Source organism: Aminobacter sp. UC22_36, from assembly GCF_044056035.1.
Lineage (GTDB): Bacteria > Pseudomonadota > Alphaproteobacteria > Rhizobiales > Rhizobiaceae > Aminobacter.
In genome coordinates, this window is the sequence record NZ_CP171996.1 from 1,062,371 (window position 1) to 1,085,467 (window position 23,097).

A 23,097-nucleotide genomic window follows, 5' to 3' on the forward strand; every position below is an offset into this window, starting at 1 on the left:
CCATGCCGCGCATGACCATGATCGAAGCCATCCGCAGCGCCATGGACGTTGCCATGGGGCGTGACGACGATGTCGTCGTCTTTGGCGAGGATGTCGGCTATTTCGGCGGCGTCTTCCGCTGCACCCAGGGGCTGCAACAAAAATACGGCCGCTCGCGCTGTTTCGACGCGCCGATCAGCGAACTCGGCATCGTCGGTGCCGCCATCGGCATGGCCGCCTACGGGCTCAAGCCTTGTGTCGAGGTGCAGTTCGCCGACTATGTCTATCCGGCCTATGACCAGATCGTTTCGGAAGCGGCACGGTTGCGCTACCGCTCCAATGGCGAGTTCACTTGCCCGATCGTCGTGCGCATGCCGACAGGCGGCGGCATCTTCGGCGGCCAGACCCACAGCCAGAGCCCCGAAGCGCTGTTCACCCATGTTTCGGGCCTGAAGGTCGTCGTTCCATCCAACCCGCTCGACGCCAAGGGCCTGCTGATCGCCTCGATCGAAGACCCCGATCCGGTGATCTTTCTGGAGCCGAAACGATTGTACAACGGCCCCTTCGACGGCCATCACGACCGGCCTGTTACGGCCTGGTCGAAGCATGAGTTGGGCGAGGTGCCCGAGGGGCATTACACCACCCCGCTCGGCAAGGCGGAGATCCGCCGGCCAGGTTCAGCCGTCACCGTGCTCGCTTATGGCACCATGGTCTATGTCGCCCAGGCGGCGGCTGAAGAGACCGGCATCGATGCCGAAATCATCGACTTGAGGACGCTGCTGCCGCTCGACCTCGACACCATCGTCGCCTCGGTCAAGAAGACCGGCCGCTGCGTTGTCGTGCATGAAGCGACGCTGACTTCGGGCTTTGGCGCCGAGCTTGCTGCACTTGTGCAGGAACACTGCTTCTACCATCTCGAAGCGCCGGTCGCGCGTGTCACCGGCTGGGACACGCCTTATCCGCATGCCCAGGAATGGGACTATTTCCCCGGTCCCAAGCGGGTCGGCGAAGCTTTGATCGAAACGATGGGGGCCTGAACATGGGCGAACATGTCATCAAGCTTCCCGACGTCGGCGAAGGCGTGGCCGAGGCCGAACTGGTCGAATGGCACGTCAAGATCGGCGACCTCGTGCGCGAGGACGCGGTGCTTGCCGCCGTCATGACCGACAAGGCGACGGTCGAAATCCCGTCGCCGGTCGATGGCGAGATCATCTGGCTCGGCGCCGAGATCGGCGACACCGTCGCCGTCGGCTCGCCGATCGTGCGCATCAAGGTCGCCGGCGACGGAGCGGCGGAAACTGTGGCTGAGGCCGCACCGACCGAGGCGAAAAGCGAGGTCAAGCAGCCGGCCCCGGCAGCTGTGGAAGCGGCTCCTGCGCCGGCTAAGAAAGCCGAAGCTGCGGCAAAGGCGCCAACGCCGACTGCGGCGCTCAAGCCTGTGCCACGAGCCACGACAATTGGCCTGCCCAGGCCGGAAGGCGAACGTCCGCTGGCTTCGCCCGCCGTCCGCCTGCGCGCCAAAGAAGCCGGCATCGACCTGCGTCAGATCCCCGGCACCGGTCCGGCCGGCCGCGTCACCCATGAAGATCTCGACGGTTTTGCCGCGCGTGGTGCGGCGGTCCCAGTGGCCGGCTTGCAGGCCAAGTCAGGGGTCGAGGAGATCAAGGTCATCGGCCTGCGCCGGCGCATCGCCGAGAAGATGGCGCTGGCCAAGTCGCGCATCCCCCACATCACCTATGTCGAGGAGATCGACGTCACCACGCTCGAGGAGCTGCGCGCCAGGCTCAACGCTTCGAAAAAGCCGGAGAGGCCGAAGCTGACTTTGCTGCCGTTCCTGATGCGGGCGCTGGTCAAGGCGGTGGCTGAACAGCCGCAGCTCAATGCCATCTATGACGACGATGCCGGCATCATCCACCGCCATGCCGGCGTGCATATCGGCATGGCCGCGCAGACGCCGGGTGGGCTGATGGTGCCTGTGGTCAAGCATGCCGAGGCGCGCGACCTGTGGGATTGCGCTGTCGAGGTCAACCGCCTTGCCGAGGCGGCCAAGGCAGGCACGGCGACACGCGAGGAGCTGACCGGCTCGACCATCACCATCACCTCCTTGGGGGCGATGGGCGGCGTCGCCACCACGCCCGTCATCAACTATCCGGAAGTGGCGATCGTCGGCGTCAACAAGATCATGATCCGGCCGATGTGGGACGGCTCCCAGTTCGTGCCACGCAAGATGATGAACCTGTCCTCCAGCTTCGACCATCGTGTCATCGATGGCTGGGACGCGGCGGTCTTTGTCCAGCGCCTCAAGGCGCTGCTCGAAGCGCCGGCAATGATCTTCGTGGAGGGCTGAGGCTGTGAAGGAAATCTCCTGCAAGCTTCTGATCATCGGTGCTGGCCCCGGCGGCTATATCTGCGCCATCCGCGCCGGCCAGCTCGGCATCGACACCGTCATCGTCGAAGCGGTCAAGCCCGGCGGCACCTGCCTCAATGTCGGCTGCATCCCCTCCAAGGCGATGATCCACGCCGCCGACGAATATCTCAAGGTCTCGGAGATGGCGTCGGGCACAAGCCCGCTCGGCATCTCCCTGTCGGCACCAGTGCTCGATCTCGCCAAGACCGTTGCCTGGAAAGACCGCATCGTCGGCCGCCTGACCACAGGCGTTGCCGGCCTGCTCAAGAAGGCCCGGGTCAAGTCGGTGCAGGGTTGGGCGCGCTTCCGCGACGGCAAGACCGTCGAGGTCGACACCGAAACCGGCCTGCAGGTGATCCGTGCTGAAACCATCGTCATTGCCACTGGTTCCGTGCCGGTCGAGTTGCCGTTCCTGCCCTTTGGCGGATCGGTGATCTCGTCGACCGGGGCGCTGGCGCTCAAGCAGGTGCCGGCAGCGCTGGCCGTCGTTGGCGGCGGTTATATCGGCCTTGAGCTCGGCACCGCCTTTGCCAAGCTCGGTTCGAAAGTGACGGTCGTCGAAGCCTTGCCGCGCATCCTGCCGCAATATGACGCCGAGCTGACCCGGCCCGTCGCCAAGCGTCTTGAAACGCTCGGCGTCAAGGTGCTGACAGGCGCCAAGGCCAAGGGGCTTTCAGCCAAGGGCGATGCGCTGCTGGTCGAGGCCGCCGACGGCAGCGAGCACAAGATTTTGGCCGACAAGGTGCTGGTGACGGTCGGGCGCAAGCCGCTGGTCGAAGGCTGGGGGCTGGAAGAGATCGACCTCGACCGCGACGGCCGCTTCATCCGCATCGACGAGCAGTGCCGCACCTCGATGCGTGGCATCTACGCCATTGGCGACGTCACCGGCGAGCCGATGCTGGCGCACCGCGCCATGGCCCAGGGCGAAATGGTCGCCGAGATCGTCGCCGGCCACAAGCGCAGCTGGGACAAGCGTTCGATCCCCGCCGTCTGCTTCACCGATCCGGAGGTCGTCACCGCTGGTCTTTCGCCCGACGAGGCCAAGGCGCTCGGCATCGAGATCAAGTCGGCGTCGTTCCCGTTCTCGGCCAATGGCCGGGCGATGACCTTGCTCGGCGAAGACGGCTTTGTTCGTATCGTTGCGCGCGCGGACAACCATCTGGTGCTCGGCATCCAGGCCGTCGGCACCGGCGTGTCGGAGCTTTCGGCGGCCTTCAGCCTGGCGATCGAGATGGGGGCGCGGCTGGAAGACATCGCCGGCACCATCCATGCCCACCCGACCCAAAGCGAGGCCTTCCTCGAGGCAGCACTGCGCACGCTCGGCCACGCGCTGCACATCTGATGCCCTATGTTGATATCAGGGACGCGGCCTTGCGCCGCGTCCCTTACTGCCTTGCCCAATCAGCTAAGCTCAGCTAACAAGCCCACGCACTGGACGACCAGTGCCTAGCACGTTCGGGGACGGCCCCATCCAAGAGATGGCGCCGCAGACTTGTCACCCGAACCTGTTCACACCTTGAAACCGCGAAAACATGCAGCCTCCGCGCGGCGGACTGCCCTGTGCGCTCGACCCTGTCAGGCTTCCGGATTGGGTTCGGTGGCGCGCGCTTTCGCATTCGCATTGACCAGACCGGAGAGGCGCCATGGCCGGACCGATAGAACAATTTGAAATCAAGCCGATCTTCACCCTGTTCGAGTTTGCCGGCCAGGAGATCGCCTTCACCAACTCCGCCGCCTACATGGTCGGCGTCGCGGTGTTCGGCGGGCTGTTCCTGCTTTTGTCGACAAGTGCGCGTGCGCTTGTGCCGACGCGGCTGCAGTCGATCACCGAGCTGATCTACGAATTCGTCTCCAAGACCTTGCGCGAAAATGCCGGCGAGGGCGGCATGACATTTTTCCCGCTGGTGTTCTCGTTGTTCGTCTTCATCCTGATCGCCAACCTGGCCGGCATGTTTCCTTATGCCTTCACGGTGACCAGCCACATCATCGTCACCTTCGCCTTTGCCATGATCGTGTTTTTAACCGTCACGCTCTACGGCATCTGGAAAAACGGGCTCGGCTTTTTCAGGCTGTTTCTGCCATCCGGCGTGCCGCTGGCACTGGCGCCGATCATCGTGCCGATCGAGATCGTTTCCTACATCTCGCGGCCGATCAGCCATTCGGTGCGCCTGTTTGCCGTCATGCTGGCCGGCCACATCACCCTCAAGGTCTTTGCCGGCTTTGTCGTCAGCCTAAGCAGCATGGGCACGCTCGGCATCTTCGCCGCCGTGCTGCCGCTGGCCATGACGGTTGCGCTGACCGCGCTCGAACTGTTGATGGCGGTGATCCAGGCCTACATCTTCACCATGCTGACCTGCATGTATCTCAACGACGCGCTGCACCCCGGGCACTGATCGGGCGCTGCCAAACAAAAACCCCGGCTTGAGACCGGGGTTTTTCCGTTCAGGTGGATCGGCCGGCTCAGTTGCGCGGCGGCCAGACCTGGTCGCTCATCCCCATCTTCGGCTCGCCGAGCAGCGGCGTCTTCAGCGCATGCACACCATTGACCGAAAACAGCCAGATGATGTTGCGGTCATATTCGGTGAACACCGCAAAGCTGGCATTGTCGAAAGTGTAGTCGGGCATCTCCGAAGTCGTTGGGAAACGCGGCACGAAATAGCCTGATATCTTCGGCTGTGCCGGGTCCTTGACGTCGAAGATCTGCAGCCCGGCGTTGTAGAAGGCATAAGGCACGATGCCGTCGCGGCCATGGCCCGGCTGGTGGGTGGTGCCGGAGCGCTTGGGCCCGAAGCTGCCCTTGCGCTGGCAGAAATCGCTGAACTTGGCCTCCTTCGGCGGCGTCGGGCGCGGCAAGGTCGCCACCACCTTGGGTGCGGCGACATCCTTGGCGTCGATCACCAGCACGTCCTTGTAGGGCTCGTAGCAGTTCGAGTTCATCGGATAGCCATTGGCAAGGACATAACCTGTGCGCGCATATTGCGAGGTGTCGACATTGTCGAACTCGGTGCCGGCAAAGCTCGGCGCTGTCTCGACATGGCCCTTGATCTCCGGTCTGTCGGGATTGGTCAGATCGAAGGTGTAGAGCCCGAGCCCGCCCATCGCGCCGAAGGCGACCTTGCCGCCCTTTTCAACCGGGGTCGGCAGGAACGGCGGCATGCGCGAGCCCATCCACGACGTGCGGTTGCCGGCGCGCGGGTTCTTGAGGTACGCGTCCTCGCTTGCCTTGTCGCCGACCATCTGGCCGGGCACCGTGACCTGGCTGACAAAGACCGGATTGGCCGGGTCCGACATGTCCCAGACCTGGTAGCCCGGCGAGTGCAGGTAATCAGGATATTCGGTCAGCGCGTAGGAATCGTCGGGAGCCGCCGACAGATACATGTATTTGCCGCCGAACCAGGCCGGCGCGTCGAGCGAGCCCGAGCCCTCTTGCTGGCCGATCGGCGCATCGGGATTTTTGGTGTCGGTGGTGCGGGTGGCGATCAGCTTCCAGTCGTCGGGCAGCGGCCCGTTCATCTCATAGACCTTGAAGCCCTTGAGCGAATTGTAGTTGCGCAAGGTCGCGACGATGTCGGGCTGGGTGCGTTTGTTGTCGAGAATGCCGAAGCGGCCGATCTCGTAGGAAGCGACAACGACGTTCTTCTGAAGCTTTGCGCTCCAGGCGATGGTGATGCCGCCGAAATAGTCCTGGACTGTCTTGGCGTCCCAGTCCTCGCTCGAACCTTCCGGACCCCACACGCCGCCCTTGGAATAGACGACCTTGGCCTTGGCCGGGTCGGTGATGTCGAGCACCCGCATATAGTCGCGGTCGTGCACATACATGTAGCGCTTGCCGTCGAAGTCGGCGACATCGGGCCAGGCATGCCAGGGCGAGCTGACATGCGGGTAAAACGCGATCTCCTCGACATTGTTGCTGTAGCTGTTGTCGTCCCAGGCTTCGAGCTGGCCGGGAAAGGCCGGGCTTTCGCCCAAAGGCGTGGCGCGCGGCGCGCGGAACGTGCCGTCCTCCGCCATGCCATAATCCTTGCCCGGCTCGGGCGCCGGCGGCGCCTTGTCGTAGGTCAGCGCGTTCCATTGCTTGAGGGCGGGATCGGTGATGTTGATCTCCGTCGGCACCTTGCTGCCCCAGTCGGCAGCCCGAGCCATGCCGGCCGTCAGCGCCAACAACGAACAGCCGATCGCGATAATCCTAGGTGTCATGACGTCCCTCCCGACGGTTGGCCCTCGCATCGGGCCGGCCTGGCCAGTTGAGGAAAGTTCGGTCAGTCAGAAAAGTGAATTGTTGGCATTCGGATATGAGGGATTAGAATAGTAGACAATACCCCAAACTTACTGATGCAGCCGGCATTTCTCACATGAGAATCTTGCAAGGATTGCGGCCGCAGATCCGACGACCGACACGACCATGAATATGGCGGCTGTGGTCTCCATGCCGGACATATTCGCCACTTGCGGGATGAAACGCTCGAATGGGTCTCTTTGCGAAAAGACCAGCAATCGCCCGTACCACTGCAATGCCTGATCAATAGCGCTGAGCCACATTTTTCGTCCCCCACCCTGATGTTGCCAGCGCCTTGGGGCATTCACCCGACACCAATACGGCTCGGCGCATAGGGTTTCGAGGTGACCGTGAAGGCACCGAAATCAAAATGTCATATAATCTAGTCGCTCTGGCTGGCTCAGGCTTTACTTACGTCAAGTACGAACACATCAACTAGCCCTTTGAGCTCACTGGGCATTGATCCCTCAATGCTCTGTTTGAGGTGGTCCGCGTTCTCAATGAACGTATTTTTCTTCCCCGCCACTTTCTCCTCGGCTCCGAACCAAAGCACTAAGTAGATGCCTTGTTGCTCGGCGTGTGGGTGTATCGAATAGCGTTCGTGCAACTGTTTTGATGCCGCAGTGTAAAGCTCTTCGTGCCACTGCCCTTTGACTTCGACAACAAGAAGTCGTCTATGATTGTCAATAAATTTGGTGCAGGTGAAATCGCACCTCTTTGCATCTTGCAATTGGTGTTCCGGTGTCACCGAGACCCCCTTGTCCTCAAGCCGAAGGCGTATCCGATCCGCTATTCGCAGTGTCGCTGCGACTTCTCCAAGGCGCTCTCCTTTCTTGTAATCCTTGTAGAAAACGTCCTTTGAAGTTGTCTCGCTGCCTATGAGATCAGCTTGATACTTTTGAAGCTCATCAAGCATCATTGCCCGAAGCCCTTCAACAGTGGCGATCTCACCTTTCTCCAGAAGCGCTACCAGTTTGATCGGGTCGGGCGCTTGAAAATTTCTAAGAGCCTTTTTCCTGACTTCTGAAGCGCGGATGCTTCGCAGATCCTGATGCATGTCCGCAAAGCGGGTATCGCCTAGAAGGCGATCTAGAACGGGCAATGAAGTGTCGGGATCACATTTCCCGATGTTCCAGATCGCTTCCGTTAGGAAACGATAGGCCTTCTCCTCTTTCGGGCTGTCGCTTCCTGAGTGGTTGGGCAAGTCAACCTTTGGCCAAACATCGATGAAGGCGTCCAGAATAGCTTCAATTTGGCCGGCGGACAGAAGGGGCCAGTATGGATGTTCGCTGCGGTTTATCCGCCCTGATCGTTCGTCCAGGATCAGGACCGTGTCCTTGTCTGCCTTCAGCCATTCCCAGTAGGCCCTCGGGGCATTGGGTAAGAAATGGAGCGCTCGGACAAACCAAAAGGTGCGTATTTGCTCCAGCTCATTATTTTCCGTTTTGTCGGGCCAGAAGAACATGAATTCCGCACAGCGGATCGAGATTATCTCTTCCAGTTTCTTCGTTTCCCCGAATTGAGCCGCCAACTCAAACAGTTCATCTAGGGCACCAAATGGCAGTCCATAAAAACGCGTTAGCCATTCAATCGGCAAGCTGGGTTGAAGAGGCTTGAATGCTTCGTCATATCGAAGCAAGCCAACTTGTGGATTATTGCACCGTTGAATGCAGAGCTGCGGCTCAACATAGTTTCTTAGAAAAGCCTCGGCCAGCTGGGGCGTCGCAAACAGGTGCTTGTCAGTCTCTGTTTTTAGCAATTCTCGCTCGTCACTAGTAACTGCAGAGTAACCCATGTTAATATTGGTTCTGAGGGCGGCCAACAATGTAGGCTTAACGCGTTTGAGGCTTCCTTCTGTCCGCATGATCTCAAGGCACGCTGCGTACAATATGGTTTCAGAGCGGAGGCCTTGCGATTGACATTGCAGTTCAGCAAGCCTTTGCAGGCTAGGAACATGAGGCTCGATGAAATCGAGGCAATTTCTTAGTGCACTGCGAACGAGTTTTTCGTCACCGAACTCGTGCTCGATCTTGTCGGGTTGCATGAGTACCAGTTCGGCAAATCGGGCGAGACAAGACCAGTGCTCCCCCCCTTCTACAAGCTCCTTATTGTCTTGAACGTACTTGATATTTGCGGCTCTGATTTCGATCTGTTGCCTGTCGCGTCGCCTAATACGCCGCGACAACCGGAAACTGGGAATTCTGTTCTCGCGTTCAAATCTCTCTGCGGCTCTATTGGTCTCTGCCCACTTCTGCATGAACACAGGTTTCTCCCTAGCCTGTTGCTTCATGTAGTGGCGAAGATCGTCCGGGCCTCTTACTTTTTTGTCGCGATGGCGTTGATGGCGCGCAATGAATCGAGACCAAAGAGCGGTATTGTCAACCGAGAACGCTAGGTCCACGATGAAACGATAGTCTATCTGCTGAAAAAATAGTCCAGAGTGACAATGTCTATCGAACTGGTGCACCTTTATTTCAAATATCCGATCACCATCTGTCTCATGTTCAAATGCAAGTGCAATGATGCCTTGGCGCAGGGTGTCGTCTTGTCGAAGGACGCGAACGGCCGTGCTTTGGTCTGGACCTTTGCTTTCATGAAATTTCAGGTTTTGTACCCATTTCCAAATTGTTTTGGGGTCAAAGGGAGCGCTGGACAGTTCAAAAAAACGATCCAATAGCGATCCAACGATTTTGCTGGTTCCGTTCCGACAATCGCATTCGTAGGATTTTTTCCCGCACTTGCAGCTGAGGCCGTGGGTCAAGTTATGCAAGAGCCAGTCGACTGTTGGGAGGTCAAGGATAGAGACAAAACGCTTTACAAAGTATCTGTCACCAATCGTGCGATCAAAACGTTCTGCGTGTGGGGGGTACAGATTTGCACAGATACGCAAGAACCCTGCGAGATAGGTCTTTTCGAAGCTCTCTATCCCAGTGCCCTCCATGATCTTAGCGGCAATATTCAACGAAGTGCGGGTAGCCTCGAATATTAGAACTGCTAGGTCAGCTTTGTGGTCATGTTTTTGAATTCCCAACAAACATTGGCTGGCCAATGTGCGGGTATGGTTGCTTTCCTGTGGCGCAAGTACAAGCTCTCGAAGTTCATTTGACATTAAAGGAATGGCTTTGGAGTCGACTAAAAGTTCGAGTATCAACCATCTAAGATGCCCGTTTTCGTCCTTTTCAGTAAGCAACGGTTTAATGTCGGAAACAACGTCTTCTGTGAAGAACCCTGCCGCACTAAATGTTCTCCATATGTCGCTTCTACGAAAGTATGGATCAGTTTTGGCGATTGACTTCAATCTATGGATTAGCTTGCACTTCGAAGTGGGGAGCAGCCTAGACGGGTCCCCGTTGGCAAGTACGGCATACGGGTCTAGGTCGATCGCAGCTTCTTGGATGTGCTTGTTGCCAAGTGCAGCCATCCAACCAAGGAGACCCCTTAATTCATCACGAACAGTCGAATTCGGTGCAATGATTGCTAAGCATTGTGGAAGAGACAGGGCGTCTGTGGGGTCGGTGATCCGCTTGATCAGGTAAGTCGCGGCACAATACTCTGATACTATTTTATGCATCGGTTGGTGTTGGCCGACCTTGTCACCCGGCTTGAACAGCCTGGTTGCCAAGATGCTTCCAATTGATGCCTCGCCAACAATAAGTGAGGCTAGTCTTGGGTACATGCGATCAGAATTTACATCACTGGAACTCACACCCTCCGAGCCGGAAAGCAACAGCTTGGTGAAGACATCAGCGGCAAGGGCAATTTTCCGTTCGAAAGGGATTTCTCGCTTCTGGGAGACGCTTGTATTTGTCTCTTTTGCTAGTCGATCTACAGCAAGTTCAAAGATGGAAATTTTGTCCTTGAAGCATCTATTGCTTTCCGAGTAGGCATCCGCAAAGAGTGTCAAGAATTGTGGATTTGGCAGGAGTTGTTCTAGGTCGAAACGGGAAACTTCAGCCTGGAATCTGTGAAAATCCTCTCCCGGTATATGGTGGTCAAAAAGCAACTTTTGTTCCGCTTCGATAAAAGCGGTCAAACGCACCACCAATGGTTTGGTGTCAAAGAATTCCGCAAAGCTCTGCGTGCAGGAGTTGTCCCACTCACTTGAGCGGCTGGACAAGATCACCCTATCGGCTTGTGCTTCTACCGCCTTGCCAAGCAGTTTGTAGATGCCGGAAGCGTCAACCTTTGCGAGCTCATCGAATGCATCAATTACAAGCGGTTTGTATTTTGCATTTGAGATTGTGTGATGGAAAACGTTCGCTGTGATCCTTTTGGTCTTCAATTGAGTTGCCAGGCTATCCATTAGCCTCGTTTTCCCGCCTCCCGGTTCAGCCAGAACGACAATGTACTGCGAAGCGGCTAGGAGCGTAGTTTCGCTATATGATTTGTTCTCGTCGTGTAGCGTGCGTGGAAGGTAAAATTCTGAATTCATGATCAGGTCACAACGGGTCGGACTAAAAATGTTCGTCGAGCATAGTGCATGGGCGATATATCGCAATCGGGACGAGGGTCTACTTTTCGACTAACATAGCCATTCAATTCGGCATCTCGACAGACCGGTTCGGGCACGATTTGCCGTTTACCTGTTGCATGGGAACGGCAGCATTCCATCAAGAGCGCCTTTGAGTGACCGCCTCGGGTGGAGGGCGGAAGTCGGGCGGTGGGCGCGGCGATGACGCCTTTCACCAAGCAGCCATTTAGCCACGCTGAGTTGAACGACGGGTGGTCGGCGGGAATCTGACTGCGACATCGCAGATTGAAAGACCATGACGCTTCGCGAATATTCGTCACTTCGATGTCTAGCTAAAGATCATCGGGAGAAGTCTGACTCAATCCCAGTTGAAAACGGGCTTCCGTGGCGTATCAAGTAATGACAGCGGAAAGGAGTGCATGAATGGCGAAGCCCGACGTTTTCATAATCGAAAGCCTTGATCCCGACGATGAGGGAAATGGTCGATTTGAGGGTAGTATCCTCTCAAACTTCCTGCGACTACACGGAAAGCGGCCGAAAATACCGTTACGTTCGGACGCGTGATGAGTTCGAGGAGGCGTTGGAAGCCTACAAGCGCTCGAATTACCGCTATCTTCACATCTCGGCCCACGGAGAGGCTGAAGGCTTAACGCTTACAAACCAAGAGGATATCGACTTTGACGAGCTAGCAATCCTGCTGAAGCCCTGTCTGAAGAACCGCCGTCTATTCCTGTCGGTTTGCTCGATGGTGCATGACGATTTCGCGGATGAGATCATCTCTAAGACAGGCTGCTACTCCGTGGTCGGCCCTACCACGGATATTTACTTTCGCGATGCAGCCGTGTTTTGGATTGCCGCTTACCACTTGATTTTCAAGGCCGATAGAAATCGGATCGCTAGCCGGACCCTTAGGATTGAGTTAGGTCGAGTGCGCGATCTCTTTGATCTCGATATAGCGTACTATTCGAAATCGAAAACTCTCCCTCAAGGTTTCACAAAGGACCTGCTCGCAGTTCGCGGGTGAGTAACATCTTTCTAACCTCCATTCTCGTCCGCACCTCGCGACCGTTTATGGCTTCGAAGATGGCGGGGAAGGAGGGGTTGCCTGGCTCCGAAGGACGCTCGCGTTGGCAATCAATCCAACCGCCGTAGGCCAAGCGAGCAAGAACGGTTTTGGGGTGCTCAATCTGGGGGAAAAAGGGCTGATTCCGAAAAATCACGACTCCTCGATCGAAGATCGACAACTGGCGTTGGTCTCCAAAACGCTGTCAAATCGAGCCCCTAGAGCAGAGGGCAGCATCTGGACCTTTGATCACCATAGCCCCTTGAAGAGAAAGGCTTTTCTCCGGTGGCGTAGTTGGTGATCCCGACAGGAATCGAACCTGTGACCTACAGATTAGGAATCTGCCGCTCTATCCTACTGAGCTACGGGACCACTCGGCTGCACACATAGCGGCTTCAAACGGATTCGCCAACGGTTTTTGGCGGGCCGCGGCTGAAACGTTTTGGCGGCGGCTGGCTGCGGCAAATGCTGTTTCCGCCTCCAGGGCCGGCGGGCAGCCCCGGAGGCGTTTTGCGGGCAGGGGCGCTAGGCCGCCAGGGCGGTTTCGGCGAGGCGGACCCAGTAGCTGACGCCGTGCGGGATGGCCTCGTCGTTGAAGTCATAGGCCGGGTGGTGGAGGTTGGCGGTGTCGCCATTGCCGATGAAGATGAAGGCGCCGGGGCGGGCTTCGAGCATGTAGGAAAAGTCCTCGCCGCCCATCAAGGGCTGGATCGCGCGGTGGACCTGCGCTTCGCCGGCGACGGTGGCGGCGACATCGCCGGCAAACACCGTCTCGTTTTCATGGTTGAAGGTGACGGGATAGTTGGCGTCGTAGTCGAGCTCGATCGCCGTGCCGGTGGCTTCGGCGACGCCGCGGCAGATCGCAGCCATGCGCTCCTGCGCCAGCTTGGCGATGTCCTTTTTCAGCGTGCGCACGGTGCCGGCAATGACCGCCTGCTCGGGAATGATGTTGTAGGCGGTGCCGGCGTTGAACTTGGTCACCGAAACGACGATCGCCTCGGCCGGGTCGGTGCTGCGCGAGGCGATCGTCTGCAGCGCGGTCACCAGCTGGCTGCCGGTGACGATCGGGTCGATGGCGCGGTGCGGCATCGCGGCATGGCCGCCCTTGCCCTTGATGGTGATGGTGAACTCGGCGGTCGCCGCCATGATCGCGCCCGGGCGGATGGCGAACTGGCCGACCGGCAGGCTCGGCATGTTGTGCATGCCAAACACCTTCTGGATGCCGAAACGCTCCATCATGCCGTCCTTGACCATCTCGTTGCCACCGCCGCCGCCTTCTTCGGCGGGCTGGAAGATGACCGCGACAGAACCGGCGAAGTTGCGGGTTTCGGCGAGATACTTGGCCGCACCCAAAAGCATGGCGGTGTGGCCGTCATGGCCGCAGGCATGCATCTTGCCAGGCACTTCAGAGGCGTAGGGCTTGCCGGTGATCTCCTCGATCGGCAGCGCGTCCATGTCGGCGCGCAGGCCCACCACGCCACCGGCACCGAGGCTGCCCTTGATGATGCCGACCACGCCTGTCTTGCCGAGGCCGGTGACGATGTCGTCGCAGCCGAATTCCCTGAGCTTGCCCACCACGAAGTCGGCGGTCTCGAAGACGTCGAAATTGAGTTCCGGCTTCTGGTGCAGGTGACGGCGCCAGCCGGCGATCTCGTCCTGCATTTCGGCGGCTCGGTTCAGGATCGGCATGTTTGTCTCGACTTCCTGTGTGGTGGACCGACTGGGTGTGGAACCAGGGTCCGGATTCGCAATTGTGATCGTCCAAGCTCTGCCATCTTGGCGTCACATAGGTTATTTAGCAGCGGCGGCGGCGCCGTGGCCATGGGTCTTTTGTACCGGCCAGCGCGTTGCCATCCCGGTTTACGGAAATCTTATGGACGGCCGGCTATGATCGGCAAGAGGCGATTTCGGATTTGATGATGAAGATGCAGTTCGTCAAAAGCATGCTCCTTGGCCTAACGGTCGCGACCGCGTTCGGTGCAGCGCCTGCGGCGGCCAATCCGGTGCTGCTTTTCGACATCAATTCAGGTGCCATCATCGAGCACCAGGATGCGTTCAAGCGCTGGCACCCGGCGTCGCTGACCAAGCTGATGACCGCCTACACGACCTTCCGCGCCGTCCAGGCGGGTGAACTGGCGCTCGATTCGCCGATCAGGATCTCCAAAAAGGCGGCGGCCTTCCCGCCGGCCAAGATGGGCTACAAGCCCGGCTCGGTGCTGACCCTCGACAATGCGCTGAAGATCATCATGGTCAAGTCGGCCAACGACATTGCTGCGGCGATCGGCGAGAATGTCGGCGGCACGCCAGAGGCCTTCGCCGCGCGCATGAATGCCGAGGCGCAGCGCCTGGGCATGTCGGGCAGCCACTGGGTCAATGCCAACGGCCTGCATGACCCCGAGCAGTACACCACGGCGCGCGACCTCGCGATCCTGGTGCGGGCGATCCGCTTGGAATACCCGCAATACGCGTCTTATTTCGACATTGAAGGCATCATTGCCGGCAAGGCGAAGCTGAAGAATTTCAACCCGCTGGTCGGCCGCTTCCCCGGCACCGACGGCATGAAAACAGGCTTTGTCTGCGAATTCGGGCTTCAACCTGATCGCCTCGGCCAATCGTGGCGGCCAGACGCTGGCGGCGATCGTGCTCGGCGCGACGTCGCCGGGTGACCGTGCCGAAGAGGCCGCCAAGATGCTGCAGGGTGGTTTTGGCCGCACCGGCATCAGCTCGGTGACGGTGGCGACGCTCGCACCTTATGGCGACAACCGCGACCTTGCCACCGACATGCGCGACGTGGTCTGCTCGAAAAAGGCCAAGCACGTGGCATCAGACGGCCCGACCGAAACGGGCGCAGCACCGGAAAAGGTCTCGATCATTCCCGAAATGACGCGCCCGCGTAACTGGGTGACCGTCAGCCTGGGCGGCGCCACCGGGCCGATGCCCAAGGCGCTTGGCGGCCGCGACATAGCAGTCGAACAGGCCGACGTGCCGCTGCCGACCTGGCGCCCTGACAGGCCGGCGCCGACAGGTGCGGTGCCGGTGGTTTCGAGCAACACCCAGGCCCGGTCGTGAACCCGCAGGCGGCGTTTCCGATCCCCGTCTCGGTGCTGACCGGCTTTCTCGGCGCCGGCAAGACGACGCTGCTCAACCGGCTGCTCAGGGATCCCGAGCTCGCCGACACGGCTGTCATCATCAACGAGTTCGGCGATGTCGCCATCGACCATTTGCTGGTCGAAAAGGCCTCGGACGGCGTCATCGAATTGTCCGATGGCTGCCTGTGCTGCACGGTGCGTGGCGAACTCGTCGACACGCTGGCCGATCTCGTCGACCGCCTGCAGACCGGCCGCATCGAGCGGCTGGCGCGGATCGTCATCGAGACCACCGGGCTTGCCGATCCGGTGCCGGTGCTGCAGTCGATCATGGGCCATCCGGCCCTGATCCATGCCTTCCGGCTCGACGGCGTCATCACGGTCGTCGATGCGGTCAATGGCTCGGCGACGCTCGACGCCCATGTCGAGGCGGTCAAGCAGGTGGCGGTGGCCGACCGCATCGTCTTGACCAAGGCCGACCTCGTCGACGACGCCGAATGGCTTTCAGCACTCAAGGCGCGGATCAGCCGCATCAATCTGGGCGCCGAGATCCGCGAGGTCGAAGGGGCAGCGGTGGCCAAGCTGCTGCAATGCGGGCTCTACGATCCGGCGTCCAAGACCGCCGACGTGCGCCGTTGGCTCGGCGAGGCGCAGGCGCATGATCACCATGATCACCACGATCACCAGCACGATCACCATCACCACCACGGCGATGGCCATGACGACCATCACCACGCCCACGCTCACGACGCCCGCATCGGCTCGTTTTCGCTGAGCCATGACGGTCCGTTGCCGTTTTCGACCATCGAGATGTTCCTCGACCTTTTGCTGTCGACCCAGGGCGACAAGCTTTTGCGCATCAAGGGCATCGTCGAGCTGATGGAGGACCGGGCACGGCCGCTGGTCGTCCATGGCGTGCAGAAGCTTTTGCATCCGCCGGCGCGGTTGCCGTCCTGGCCGGATGCGGTGCGCGGCACAAGGCTGGTGCTGATCGGCATCGACCTGCCGCGCGACTATGTCGAACGGCTGTTTTCAGCCTTCGTCAACAGGCCTGCCATCGACACGCCCGACCGCCAGGCTATGGAAAACAACCCGTTGGCGATCGCCGGGCTCTAGTTTCCAGTCTTTTGCGAAAATCAGTTTCCGCGTTCGACGAGGAAGCGGTGGCCGCCTGAAACCGGCCTGGTTTCGACCAGCCGGTGGCCGGCCTCCTGGCAGAAGGCCGGGATGTCGATCACCGCGAGCGGGTCGGTGGTTTCGAGCCACAACAAGTCGCCCGCCGCCATGTCGGCGAGGCGGCGCCTGGCCTTGAGCACGGGCAGGGGGCAGTTGAGCCCCCTGAGGTCGTAAATGTCGGTGGTTTCGCTCACGCCGATCAGCTGCCGAACAGGCCGAGCAGCTTTTTCTTGAGCTTGGTGGCAGCACCTGCCTCTTCGACCGGGGCGACCTGCGCGGCCTGGGTCGGCGCCTCGGTGACCACCGGCTCGGGCACGGTGGCGGTCACGACCTGCTGCTGGGCGGCAAGCTTGGCAGCCTTGGCGGCAGCGACCGCGGCAAGCTTTTCCTCGGCGGCCTTCTTCTTGGCCTCGGCTGCGGCATCAAGCGCTGCCATGCGGCGGCCTTCGGCCGAATCGATACGGCCCATGCGCGAGGTGACCGTGACGGTGCCATCCTGGTTGAGCGACGGCGGCTCGATCGGCACGCGTTCGCCGCGGGCCCGCTTCTTGGTCCAGTCCGAAACGATGGCGGCTTCCTTGAGGCCGGCAATCGTCGGCTTGGGCGCCGGAATGTCGGCGCCGGTGGCGCTGGCAAAGGCCGCGTCATATTTGCTCTTGTAGGCCTGATAGGCCGTCTGCAACGCCGCCGGCTGGGTCACGGCAGGGCAGGCGCCGGTCGGATTGAAGGTGCCGCCGGCTTCGGGCACCTGGTTGAAGACGTAGCGTTTTTCGCAGACGTCGACCTTCGGTGGCACCTTGGTGATCTCGAAGTGGTCGTAGCCTTCCTTGAGCATCGCCCAGAACTGGTAGTTGGCGTCGTTGCGGTACCGCGCCATGTTGGCGGCGGTCATGCGGAACGGATAGGACTGGACCTGGAACTCGGTCTGGCCGCCCTTGAAGGCATCGCGCGCGAAGGCGTAGATCTCCTCGATCTGCGCATCGGTCATCGAAAAGCAGCCTGACGACGAGCAGGCGCCGTGCACCATCAGGTTCGAGCCGGTGCGGCCGTTGGCGCGGTCATAGCTGTTGGGATAGCCGATGTTGAAGGCGAGGTGGTAGCTGGAGTTCGGGTTCATCTGCCCCGGACGCACGGTGTAGAAACCTTCCGGCGACTGGCGGTCGCCCTCGGTGAATTTGGGGCCGAGCTTGCCCGACATCTTGCAGATGTCGTAGGTGGCGATCAGGTCGTAGCGGCCATTGGTCTTCTGTTTCCAGACTTCCAGCTTGGCCTCTTCCTTGAACACGCGCGCCAGCACCGGCGAGGTCCGCGTCATGCCCTTGGCCTTCATTTCCGCCACGATCTTGGCCGGCAGCTGCCTGTTGGCATGCTGCGGGACAAAATCAGTCACGGAAGATTCCGAGCAGCCGGCCAGCGCGAGCGCAGCGAAAAGCAGTCCGGTACGTGCGATATTGGCGATCATCGGTCTAAAAGTCGTCTCTACATTGCAGTCATGGCGCCTAACGCCATCGACCGGCCCGTCCTGATACTGCTTCGACTTTAAGGTCGTTAACCTTGAAAATTCCTTACCGCAAGTTCCTGGCCCGTCCGACGCACGAAAAATCACGGCACGTTCATTGAACGTGGCGAGGCGGCAATTTTGTGGCGAAAAGATGCCGCGGCCCATGCAGGCCACAGTTTGTGCAATCACAGGCTGCGCATCGTGCTTTCCGATTTTCGGGCCGATGCCTAGAGGCTGCGGCCGATCGCCAGATATTTCTCGCGGCGTTGTTCGCGAAAGTCGATGTTGGAGCCGTTGAACTCGGCGAACGTCCTGGCGATCAGGTCGCCGGTGGCCGAAATGACGGCTTCGGCGTTGCGGTGGGCGCCACCGAGCGGTTCGTCGATGATCTGGTCGATGATCTTGAGGCCGAGCAGATCCTGCGCGGTGATCTTCATGTTGGTCGCCGCGTCCTTGGAGCGCGTCGTGTCGCGCCACAGGATGGAGGCGGCACCTTCCGGCGAGATCACCGAATAGATCGCATGTTCGAGCATGAAGACCCGGTTGGCCGCAGCAATCGCGATCGCGCCGCCCGAACCGCCTTCGCCGATGACGATGGCGATCGACGGCACCTTGAGGCCAAGGCAGGTCGAGGTCGAACGCGCAATGGCTTCGGCCTGGCCGCGCTCTTCGGCGCCGACGCCGGGATAGGCACCTGCGGTGTCGACCAGCATGACGACAGGGATCTTGAAGCGGTCGGCCATCTCGAGCAGGCGCACCGCCTTGCGGTAGCCCTCGGGGCGGACCGAACCGAAATTGTGCTTGAGGCGGCTCTTGGTGTCGTTGCCCTTTTCCTGGCCGAGCACCAGCACCGGCTCGCCACGGAAGCGGGCGAAACCGCCGACCATGGCATTGTCTTCGCCGAAACTGCGGTCGCCGGCCAGAAGGGTGAAGTCGGTGAACAGGCCGTTGATGAAGTCGAGGCAATGCGGGCGGTCGGGGTGGCGGGCCACCTGGACCTTCTGCCACGGCGTCAGCGCCTTGTAGGCGTCGCGCAGCGCATCGCGCGAGCGCTTCTCGAGCCGCTTGATCTCGTCGCCGACATCAACCGCCTCGCCGTTTTCGGCAAGCTTCTTGAGCTCGAGGATCTTGCCTTCGAGATCTTGGACCGGTTTTTCGAAATCGAGGTAATTGTACATTGGCGAGCGGACTACCACGCTGAAATGAGGCACTGGGAGCGCGAAAACTGCGGCGCCGCGCCAGCGGAACGTGGCACTCACATAACGATATGGACCCTAATCGGCAAGCGGGTGATGTTCGTTGACCAGTTTCAGCAGCCTTTCGTGCAGCACATGGGTGTAGATTTGGGTGGTCGAAATGTCGGAATGGCCGAGCAATTGCTGCACGGCGCGCAGGTCGGCACCATTCTGCAGCAGGTGGCTGGCGAAGGCGTGGCGCAAAACGTGCGGTGAAATTTTCGCCGCAGCGATGCCGGCCCGCGCGGCAAGCCCCTTGAGGTCGCGGGCAAAAACCTGGCGTGGCAGGTGACCGCTTTGCGAGGTCGCCGGAAACAAAAACACGCTTTCGGCTTGTCGCGGGTCGCGATTGCGCTGGTCGAGCCAGGCCCGCATCGCCTCGCGCGCCTTTGATGACAGCGGCACCATGCGGTCCTTGTCGCCCTTGCCGCGCACGACGAAAAAACGCTCGTCGCGCAGCGCCACCGTCAGCGGCAGGCTGACCAGCTCGGAGACACGCAGGCCGGTGGCATAGAGCACCTCGACAAGCGCGTGCAGCCTGGCCGCCGCAAAGCTGTCGCCATCGGCGGCCGCCTCCGCTGCCGCGCGGTCGAGCAGGCGGCCGGTTTCGGCCTCGCTCATCGTTTTGGGCAGCGGCCGTTGCTTTTTCGGGCTGTCGAGAATGCCGGTCGGATCGTCGCCGCGCAGCCCTTCGGCATAGAGGAAGCGGAAGAACTGCCTGAGTGCCGAGAGCTTGCGCGCCTGCGAGGTGGTGGCGAAGCCACGGCCGGCGATGTCGTCGAGATAGCTGCGGATGGCAGCGGCATCGGCATCGGCAAGCTGGCCGCCGAGATGTTCGGAGGCGTCTTCGAGATCGCGGCGGTAGCTTGACAGCGTATTGTCGGCGGCACCGCGCTCGGCGCTCATCATTTCAAGGAAGGCCTCGATGCGCGCGCCGCTTTTCATTTTTTCGGCGCGAGCTTTTCCGGCGGGATTCGTATGGTGATTTCCGCCTTCTTGGGCTCGACGAACATCACCAGCGCAAACATGGCGCCGTAAGCGATGCCCGCCAGAACAGCGAGCGTGACAAGGAACCGGAAAAGTGTCGGCATCGATGTGTTTGCCCGTCTGTCCTATCCTGTGCCCTTATGGGACGCCGTGTCAGGCAATTCAAGGGCACGTTTGGTGCCATGCGCTTGACGCAACGGGGCTTTTCATGTCGATACGCCGGCGAAAGGGACGCCATGACACCCGACGTGCAGACTCCATTTCCCGAAGGCTCGGTTGCTGCCCTGCTCGAACGGCTCGGCACACGCTCGATCGTCTTTGTCGGCCTGATGGGCGCGGGCAAGACCGCCATCGGCCGCAAGGTCGCCCAGGCGCTCGGCCTTGGCTTCATCGACAGCGACCACGAGATCGAAAGCGTGTCGCGGATGAGCATCCCCGAGCTGTTCGAACGTTATGGCGAGGTCGAGTTCCGCGCGCTCGAGCAGCGCGTCATCGGCCGTGTGCTGGAGAACGGCCCGCAGGTGCTGTCGACCGGCGGCGGCGCCTTCATGAACGCACAGACCCGCGCGGCGATATCAGGCCATGGCGTATCGGTGTGGCTGAAGGCCGAGCTTGATCTGTTGATGGAGCGGGTCTCCAAGAAGCAGAACCGGCCGCTGTTGCAGAATGCCGATCCGCGCGCCGTGCTTTCCAAACTGATGGACGAGCGCTACCCGGTCTACGGGCTTGCCGACCTCACCGTTGCGACACGCGACGACCGCAAGGAAGCGATCGCCAGCGAGGTCATCGAGGCATTGTGCAATCATCTCGGCGTGCCCGGCAGGATACATGTCTCGGAAGCCCCGGAGGATCACGAATGAGCGTCGTCACTGTCGAAGTCGGGCTTGGCGAGCGCGCCTATGACATATTGATCGGGCCGGGCCTGATCTCGCGGGGCGGCGAGCTGATCCAGCAGCGCCTGCCCAAGGCGCGGGCGGCGATCGTCACCGACGAAAACGTCGCCGCAGCCCATCTCGAACCGTTGGTCGAAAGCCTCAGCGCTGCCGGCAATGTGCCTGCGGTGATCAAACTGCCGGCCGGCGAGAAGACCAAGAGCTTTGATTCGCTGCAGACGGTGGTCGACGACATCATCGCTGCCCGCCTCGAACGCGGCGACGCGGTGATCGCGCTTGGCGGCGGCGTCATCGGCGATCTCACCGGCTTTGCCGCCGGCATCGTCCGGCGCGGCATGAATTTCGTGCAGATGCCGACCTCGCTTCTGGCCCAGGTCGATTCGTCGGTCGGCGGCAAGACCGGCATCAACAGCCCGCGCGGCAAGAACCTGATCGGCGTCTTCCACCAGCCCAAGCTGGTGCTGGCCGACACCGCCGCCCTCGACACGCTGCCGCTGCGCGAATTCCGCGCCGGTTATGCCGAAGTCGCCAAATACGGCCTGATCGACCGCCCCGACTTCTTCGCCTGGCTGGAGACCAACTGGCGCGAGGTTTTTTCAGGCGGCCCAGCCCGCATCGAGGCCATCGCCCAGTCCTGCCGCGCCAAGGCCGATGTCGTTGCCCGCGACGAATTCGAAACCGGCGACCGCGCGCTGCTCAATCTCGGCCACACGTTCGGCCACGCGCTTGAAGCCGCGACCGCCTATGACGGTGCGCGTCTGGTGCATGGCGAGGGTGTCGCCATCGGCATGGCGCTGGCGCATCGCTTCTCGGCCCGGCTCAACCTGGCAAGCCCTGACGACGCGGCGCGTGTCGAGGCGCATCTGCGCGACGTCGGCCTGCCCTGGCGCATGGCCGACATTACCGGCGCGCTGCCCGACGCCGAGGCGCTGTTTGGCTACATCACCCAGGACAAGAAGGTGTCGCGCGGTGCCTTGACCTTCATCCTGACGCGCGGCATCGGCCAGTCCTTCATCGCCAAGGACGTGCCGGCCTCCGAAGTGGTGTCGTTTCTCAAGGAGAATCATCCGGGATGATCGACGCAGGCTGGGTCGTCGCAGGCATTCTGACGGGGCTGATCTTGCTGGCCCTGGCGTTCCGCGACCGTCTGCTCGCTTCGCTCGGCTATGAACTGTTGGCTCTGACGCCGCAGCGTTCGGCCCATGACGAGCTGCGCGGGGCGGTCGACGAGTTCCACCGCGACGGCCAGGTGGTCAAGCAGGACCGCGACCGTGTCGGCGGTCTGCTCGACCTGCACGAACTCGAAGTCTCCGACGTCATGGTCCACCGCACCGCCATGCGTTCGGTCAATGCCGACATTGCGCCGGAGGCGCTGGTCCGCGAGATCCTGCAGAGCCCCTATACACGCATGCCGCTGTGGCGCGGTTCGATCGACAACATCGTCGGCGTCGTCCATGCCAAGGACCTTTTGCGGGCGCTCAACGACGTCGAGGGCGACTATGCCAGGGTCGACGTGCCGAAGGTCGCCTCCAAGCCGTGGTTCGTGCCCGACACCACCACGCTGCAGGAACAGCTCAACGCCTTTTTGCGCCGCAAGGCGCATTTCGCCATCGTCGTTGACGAATATGGCGAGGTCGAAGGGCTGGTGACGCTCGAAGACATCATCGAAGAAATCGTCGGCGAGATCGCCGACGAGCACGACATCGACGTCCAGGGCGTCAAGCAGGAAGCCGACGGCTCGGTGGTCGTCGACGGCACCGTGCCGATTCGCGATCTCAACCGGGCGCTCGACTGGCATCTGCCCGACGACGAGGCGACGACGATCGCCGGCCTGGTCATCCACGAGACCCAGTCGATCCCGGAGGAGAAGCAGGCCTTCACCTTCCACGGCAAACGCTTCATCGTCATGAAGCGCGACAAGAACCGCCTGGCGCGAATCAGGATCAGGCCGGCGGTGGTGGAGCCGCAATCGCCGCGCTGACCATGGTCATTTTTGCTATCTTCGGAAGGTAGCAGGAGGTGC

17 protein-coding genes, 1 tRNA gene and 1 pseudogene are annotated in these 23,097 nt (G+C 60.7%); 10 read left to right on the forward strand and 9 right to left on the reverse strand.

Annotated elements, in window-relative coordinates:
* Positions 1–2: 2 nt before the first annotated feature.
* The 4 genes from ACHMW7_RS08310 to ACHMW7_RS08325 all read left to right on the forward strand — a co-directional run bounded on the left by ACHMW7_RS08310 (position 3) and on the right by ACHMW7_RS08325 (position 4,779).
* The gene (locus ACHMW7_RS08310) at positions 3–1,016 is read left to right on the forward strand and encodes an alpha-ketoacid dehydrogenase subunit beta (protein ID WP_395449804.1); all 1,014 of its coding nucleotides are present in this window, start codon (positions 3–5) and stop codon (positions 1,014–1,016) included.
* 2 nt (positions 1,017–1,018) lie between these two features.
* Complete coding sequence (locus tag ACHMW7_RS08315) at positions 1,019–2,326, forward strand: dihydrolipoamide acetyltransferase family protein (RefSeq protein ID WP_395449805.1); 1,308 nt, start codon at positions 1,019–1,021, stop codon at positions 2,324–2,326.
* A 4-nt stretch (positions 2,327–2,330) separates the two neighbouring features.
* The gene (lpdA, locus tag ACHMW7_RS08320) at positions 2,331–3,728 is read left to right on the forward strand and encodes a dihydrolipoyl dehydrogenase (protein ID WP_395449806.1); all 1,398 of its coding nucleotides are present in this window, start codon (positions 2,331–2,333) and stop codon (positions 3,726–3,728) included.
* 301 nt (positions 3,729–4,029) lie between these two features.
* Complete coding sequence (locus tag ACHMW7_RS08325) at positions 4,030–4,779, forward strand: F0F1 ATP synthase subunit A (protein ID WP_395449807.1); 750 nt, start codon at positions 4,030–4,032, stop codon at positions 4,777–4,779.
* Between the two features lie 67 nt (positions 4,780–4,846).
* On the opposite strand, the gene ACHMW7_RS08330 is transcribed toward ACHMW7_RS08325, so the two are convergent.
* The gene (locus ACHMW7_RS08330) at positions 4,847–6,583 is read right to left on the reverse strand and encodes a hypothetical protein (RefSeq protein ID WP_395449808.1); all 1,737 of its coding nucleotides are present in this window, start codon (positions 6,581–6,583) and stop codon (positions 4,847–4,849) included.
* Between the two features lie 479 nt (positions 6,584–7,062).
* Positions 7,063–10,965: a hypothetical protein gene (locus tag ACHMW7_RS08335; RefSeq protein ID WP_395449809.1), complete on the reverse strand. Its 3,903-nt coding sequence runs from the start codon at positions 10,963–10,965 to the stop codon at positions 7,063–7,065.
* Between the two features lie 646 nt (positions 10,966–11,611).
* Between ACHMW7_RS08335 and ACHMW7_RS08340 the strand changes: the two genes are divergently transcribed.
* Positions 11,612–12,157: a hypothetical protein gene (locus tag ACHMW7_RS08340; RefSeq protein ID WP_395449810.1), complete on the forward strand. Its 546-nt coding sequence runs from the start codon at positions 11,612–11,614 to the stop codon at positions 12,155–12,157.
* Between the two features lie 334 nt (positions 12,158–12,491).
* Here the strand turns inward: ACHMW7_RS08340 and ACHMW7_RS08345 are convergent.
* Positions 12,492–12,568: transfer RNA gene (locus ACHMW7_RS08345), tRNA-Arg, on the reverse strand.
* A gap of 153 nt (positions 12,569–12,721) precedes the next feature.
* Entirely contained in the window at positions 12,722–13,885 is a 1,164-nt protein-coding gene (locus ACHMW7_RS08350; RefSeq protein WP_395449811.1) for a M20 aminoacylase family protein, read from the reverse strand.
* 227 nt (positions 13,886–14,112) lie between these two features.
* Here ACHMW7_RS08350 and ACHMW7_RS08355 point away from each other — a divergent pair.
* Both ACHMW7_RS08355 and ACHMW7_RS08360 read left to right on the forward strand, forming a co-directional pair.
* Positions 14,113–15,265, forward strand: a pseudogene (locus tag ACHMW7_RS08355) (D-alanyl-D-alanine carboxypeptidase family protein).
* A complete protein-coding gene (locus ACHMW7_RS08360; protein WP_395449812.1) occupies positions 15,262–16,398 on the forward strand; it encodes a CobW family GTP-binding protein in 1,137 nt (378 codons plus the stop codon). The pseudogene ACHMW7_RS08355 and the gene ACHMW7_RS08360 overlap by 4 nt, the downstream one beginning before the upstream one ends.
* Before the next feature lie 20 nt (positions 16,399–16,418).
* Here ACHMW7_RS08360 and ACHMW7_RS08365 read toward each other — a convergent pair whose 3' ends face one another.
* The 5 genes from ACHMW7_RS08365 to ACHMW7_RS08385 form a co-directional block, all read right to left on the reverse strand.
* Positions 16,419–16,652, reverse strand: a complete 234-nt coding sequence (locus tag ACHMW7_RS08365; protein WP_395449813.1) for a sulfurtransferase TusA family protein — start codon at positions 16,650–16,652, stop codon at positions 16,419–16,421.
* Positions 16,653–16,657: 5 nt separating this feature from the next.
* Positions 16,658–17,920, reverse strand: a complete 1,263-nt coding sequence (locus ACHMW7_RS08370) for a murein L,D-transpeptidase family protein (protein WP_395449814.1) — start codon at positions 17,918–17,920, stop codon at positions 16,658–16,660.
* 266 nt (positions 17,921–18,186) lie between these two features.
* Positions 18,187–19,137: an acetyl-CoA carboxylase carboxyltransferase subunit alpha gene (locus tag ACHMW7_RS08375; protein WP_395449815.1), complete on the reverse strand. Its 951-nt coding sequence runs from the start codon at positions 19,135–19,137 to the stop codon at positions 18,187–18,189.
* Positions 19,138–19,233: 96 nt separating this feature from the next.
* Entirely contained in the window at positions 19,234–20,139 is a 906-nt protein-coding gene (locus ACHMW7_RS08380; RefSeq protein WP_395449816.1) for a site-specific tyrosine recombinase XerD, read from the reverse strand.
* Positions 20,136–20,285, reverse strand: coding sequence for a histidine kinase (locus tag ACHMW7_RS08385; RefSeq protein ID WP_067957555.1), 150 nt, complete (start codon positions 20,283–20,285; stop codon positions 20,136–20,138). The genes ACHMW7_RS08380 and ACHMW7_RS08385 overlap by 4 nt, the downstream gene beginning before the upstream one ends.
* 132 nt (positions 20,286–20,417) lie before the next feature.
* Here ACHMW7_RS08385 and ACHMW7_RS08390 point away from each other — a divergent pair, with 132 nt between their 5' ends.
* From ACHMW7_RS08390 to ACHMW7_RS08400, 3 genes are read left to right on the forward strand one after another with little or no spacing between them, the layout of a single operon-like run.
* Positions 20,418–21,041: a shikimate kinase gene (locus tag ACHMW7_RS08390; RefSeq protein WP_395449817.1), complete on the forward strand. Its 624-nt coding sequence runs from the start codon at positions 20,418–20,420 to the stop codon at positions 21,039–21,041.
* Positions 21,038–22,150: a 3-dehydroquinate synthase gene (gene aroB, locus ACHMW7_RS08395; protein WP_395449818.1), complete on the forward strand. Its 1,113-nt coding sequence runs from the start codon at positions 21,038–21,040 to the stop codon at positions 22,148–22,150. Before ACHMW7_RS08390 ends, aroB begins: the two co-directional genes overlap by 4 nt.
* Positions 22,147–23,055, forward strand: a complete 909-nt coding sequence (locus ACHMW7_RS08400; RefSeq protein ID WP_395449819.1) for an HlyC/CorC family transporter — start codon at positions 22,147–22,149, stop codon at positions 23,053–23,055. Before aroB ends, ACHMW7_RS08400 begins: the two co-directional genes overlap by 4 nt.
* Positions 23,056–23,097: the final 42 nt, after the last annotated feature.

Coding starts and splice junctions, on each gene's coding strand:
- ACHMW7_RS08310 (WP_395449804.1), top strand. CDS start 3: ATGCCGCGCATGACCATGATCGAAGCCATCCGCAGCGCCATGGACGTT.
- ACHMW7_RS08315 (WP_395449805.1), top strand. CDS start 1,019: ATGGGCGAACATGTCATCAAGCTTCCCGACGTCGGCGAAGGCGTGGCC.
- ACHMW7_RS08325 (WP_395449807.1), top strand. CDS start 4,030: ATGGCCGGACCGATAGAACAATTTGAAATCAAGCCGATCTTCACCCTG.
- ACHMW7_RS08330 (WP_395449808.1), bottom strand. CDS start 6,583: ATGACACCTAGGATTATCGCGATCGGCTGTTCGTTGTTGGCGCTGACG.
- ACHMW7_RS08335 (WP_395449809.1), bottom strand. CDS start 10,965: ATGGATAGCCTGGCAACTCAATTGAAGACCAAAAGGATCACAGCGAAC.
- ACHMW7_RS08340 (WP_395449810.1), top strand. CDS start 11,612: ATGGTCGATTTGAGGGTAGTATCCTCTCAAACTTCCTGCGACTACACG.
- ACHMW7_RS08350 (WP_395449811.1), bottom strand. CDS start 13,885: ATGCCGATCCTGAACCGAGCCGCCGAAATGCAGGACGAGATCGCCGGC.
- ACHMW7_RS08370 (WP_395449814.1), bottom strand. CDS start 17,920: ATGATCGCCAATATCGCACGTACCGGACTGCTTTTCGCTGCGCTCGCG.
- ACHMW7_RS08375 (WP_395449815.1), bottom strand. CDS start 19,137: ATGTACAATTACCTCGATTTCGAAAAACCGGTCCAAGATCTCGAAGGC.
- ACHMW7_RS08380 (WP_395449816.1), bottom strand. CDS start 20,139: ATGAAAAGCGGCGCGCGCATCGAGGCCTTCCTTGAAATGATGAGCGCC.
- ACHMW7_RS08385 (WP_067957555.1), bottom strand. CDS start 20,285: ATGCCGACACTTTTCCGGTTCCTTGTCACGCTCGCTGTTCTGGCGGGC.
- ACHMW7_RS08390 (WP_395449817.1), top strand. CDS start 20,418: ATGACACCCGACGTGCAGACTCCATTTCCCGAAGGCTCGGTTGCTGCC.
- aroB (WP_395449818.1), top strand. CDS start 21,038: ATGAGCGTCGTCACTGTCGAAGTCGGGCTTGGCGAGCGCGCCTATGAC.
- ACHMW7_RS08400 (WP_395449819.1), top strand. CDS start 22,147: ATGATCGACGCAGGCTGGGTCGTCGCAGGCATTCTGACGGGGCTGATC.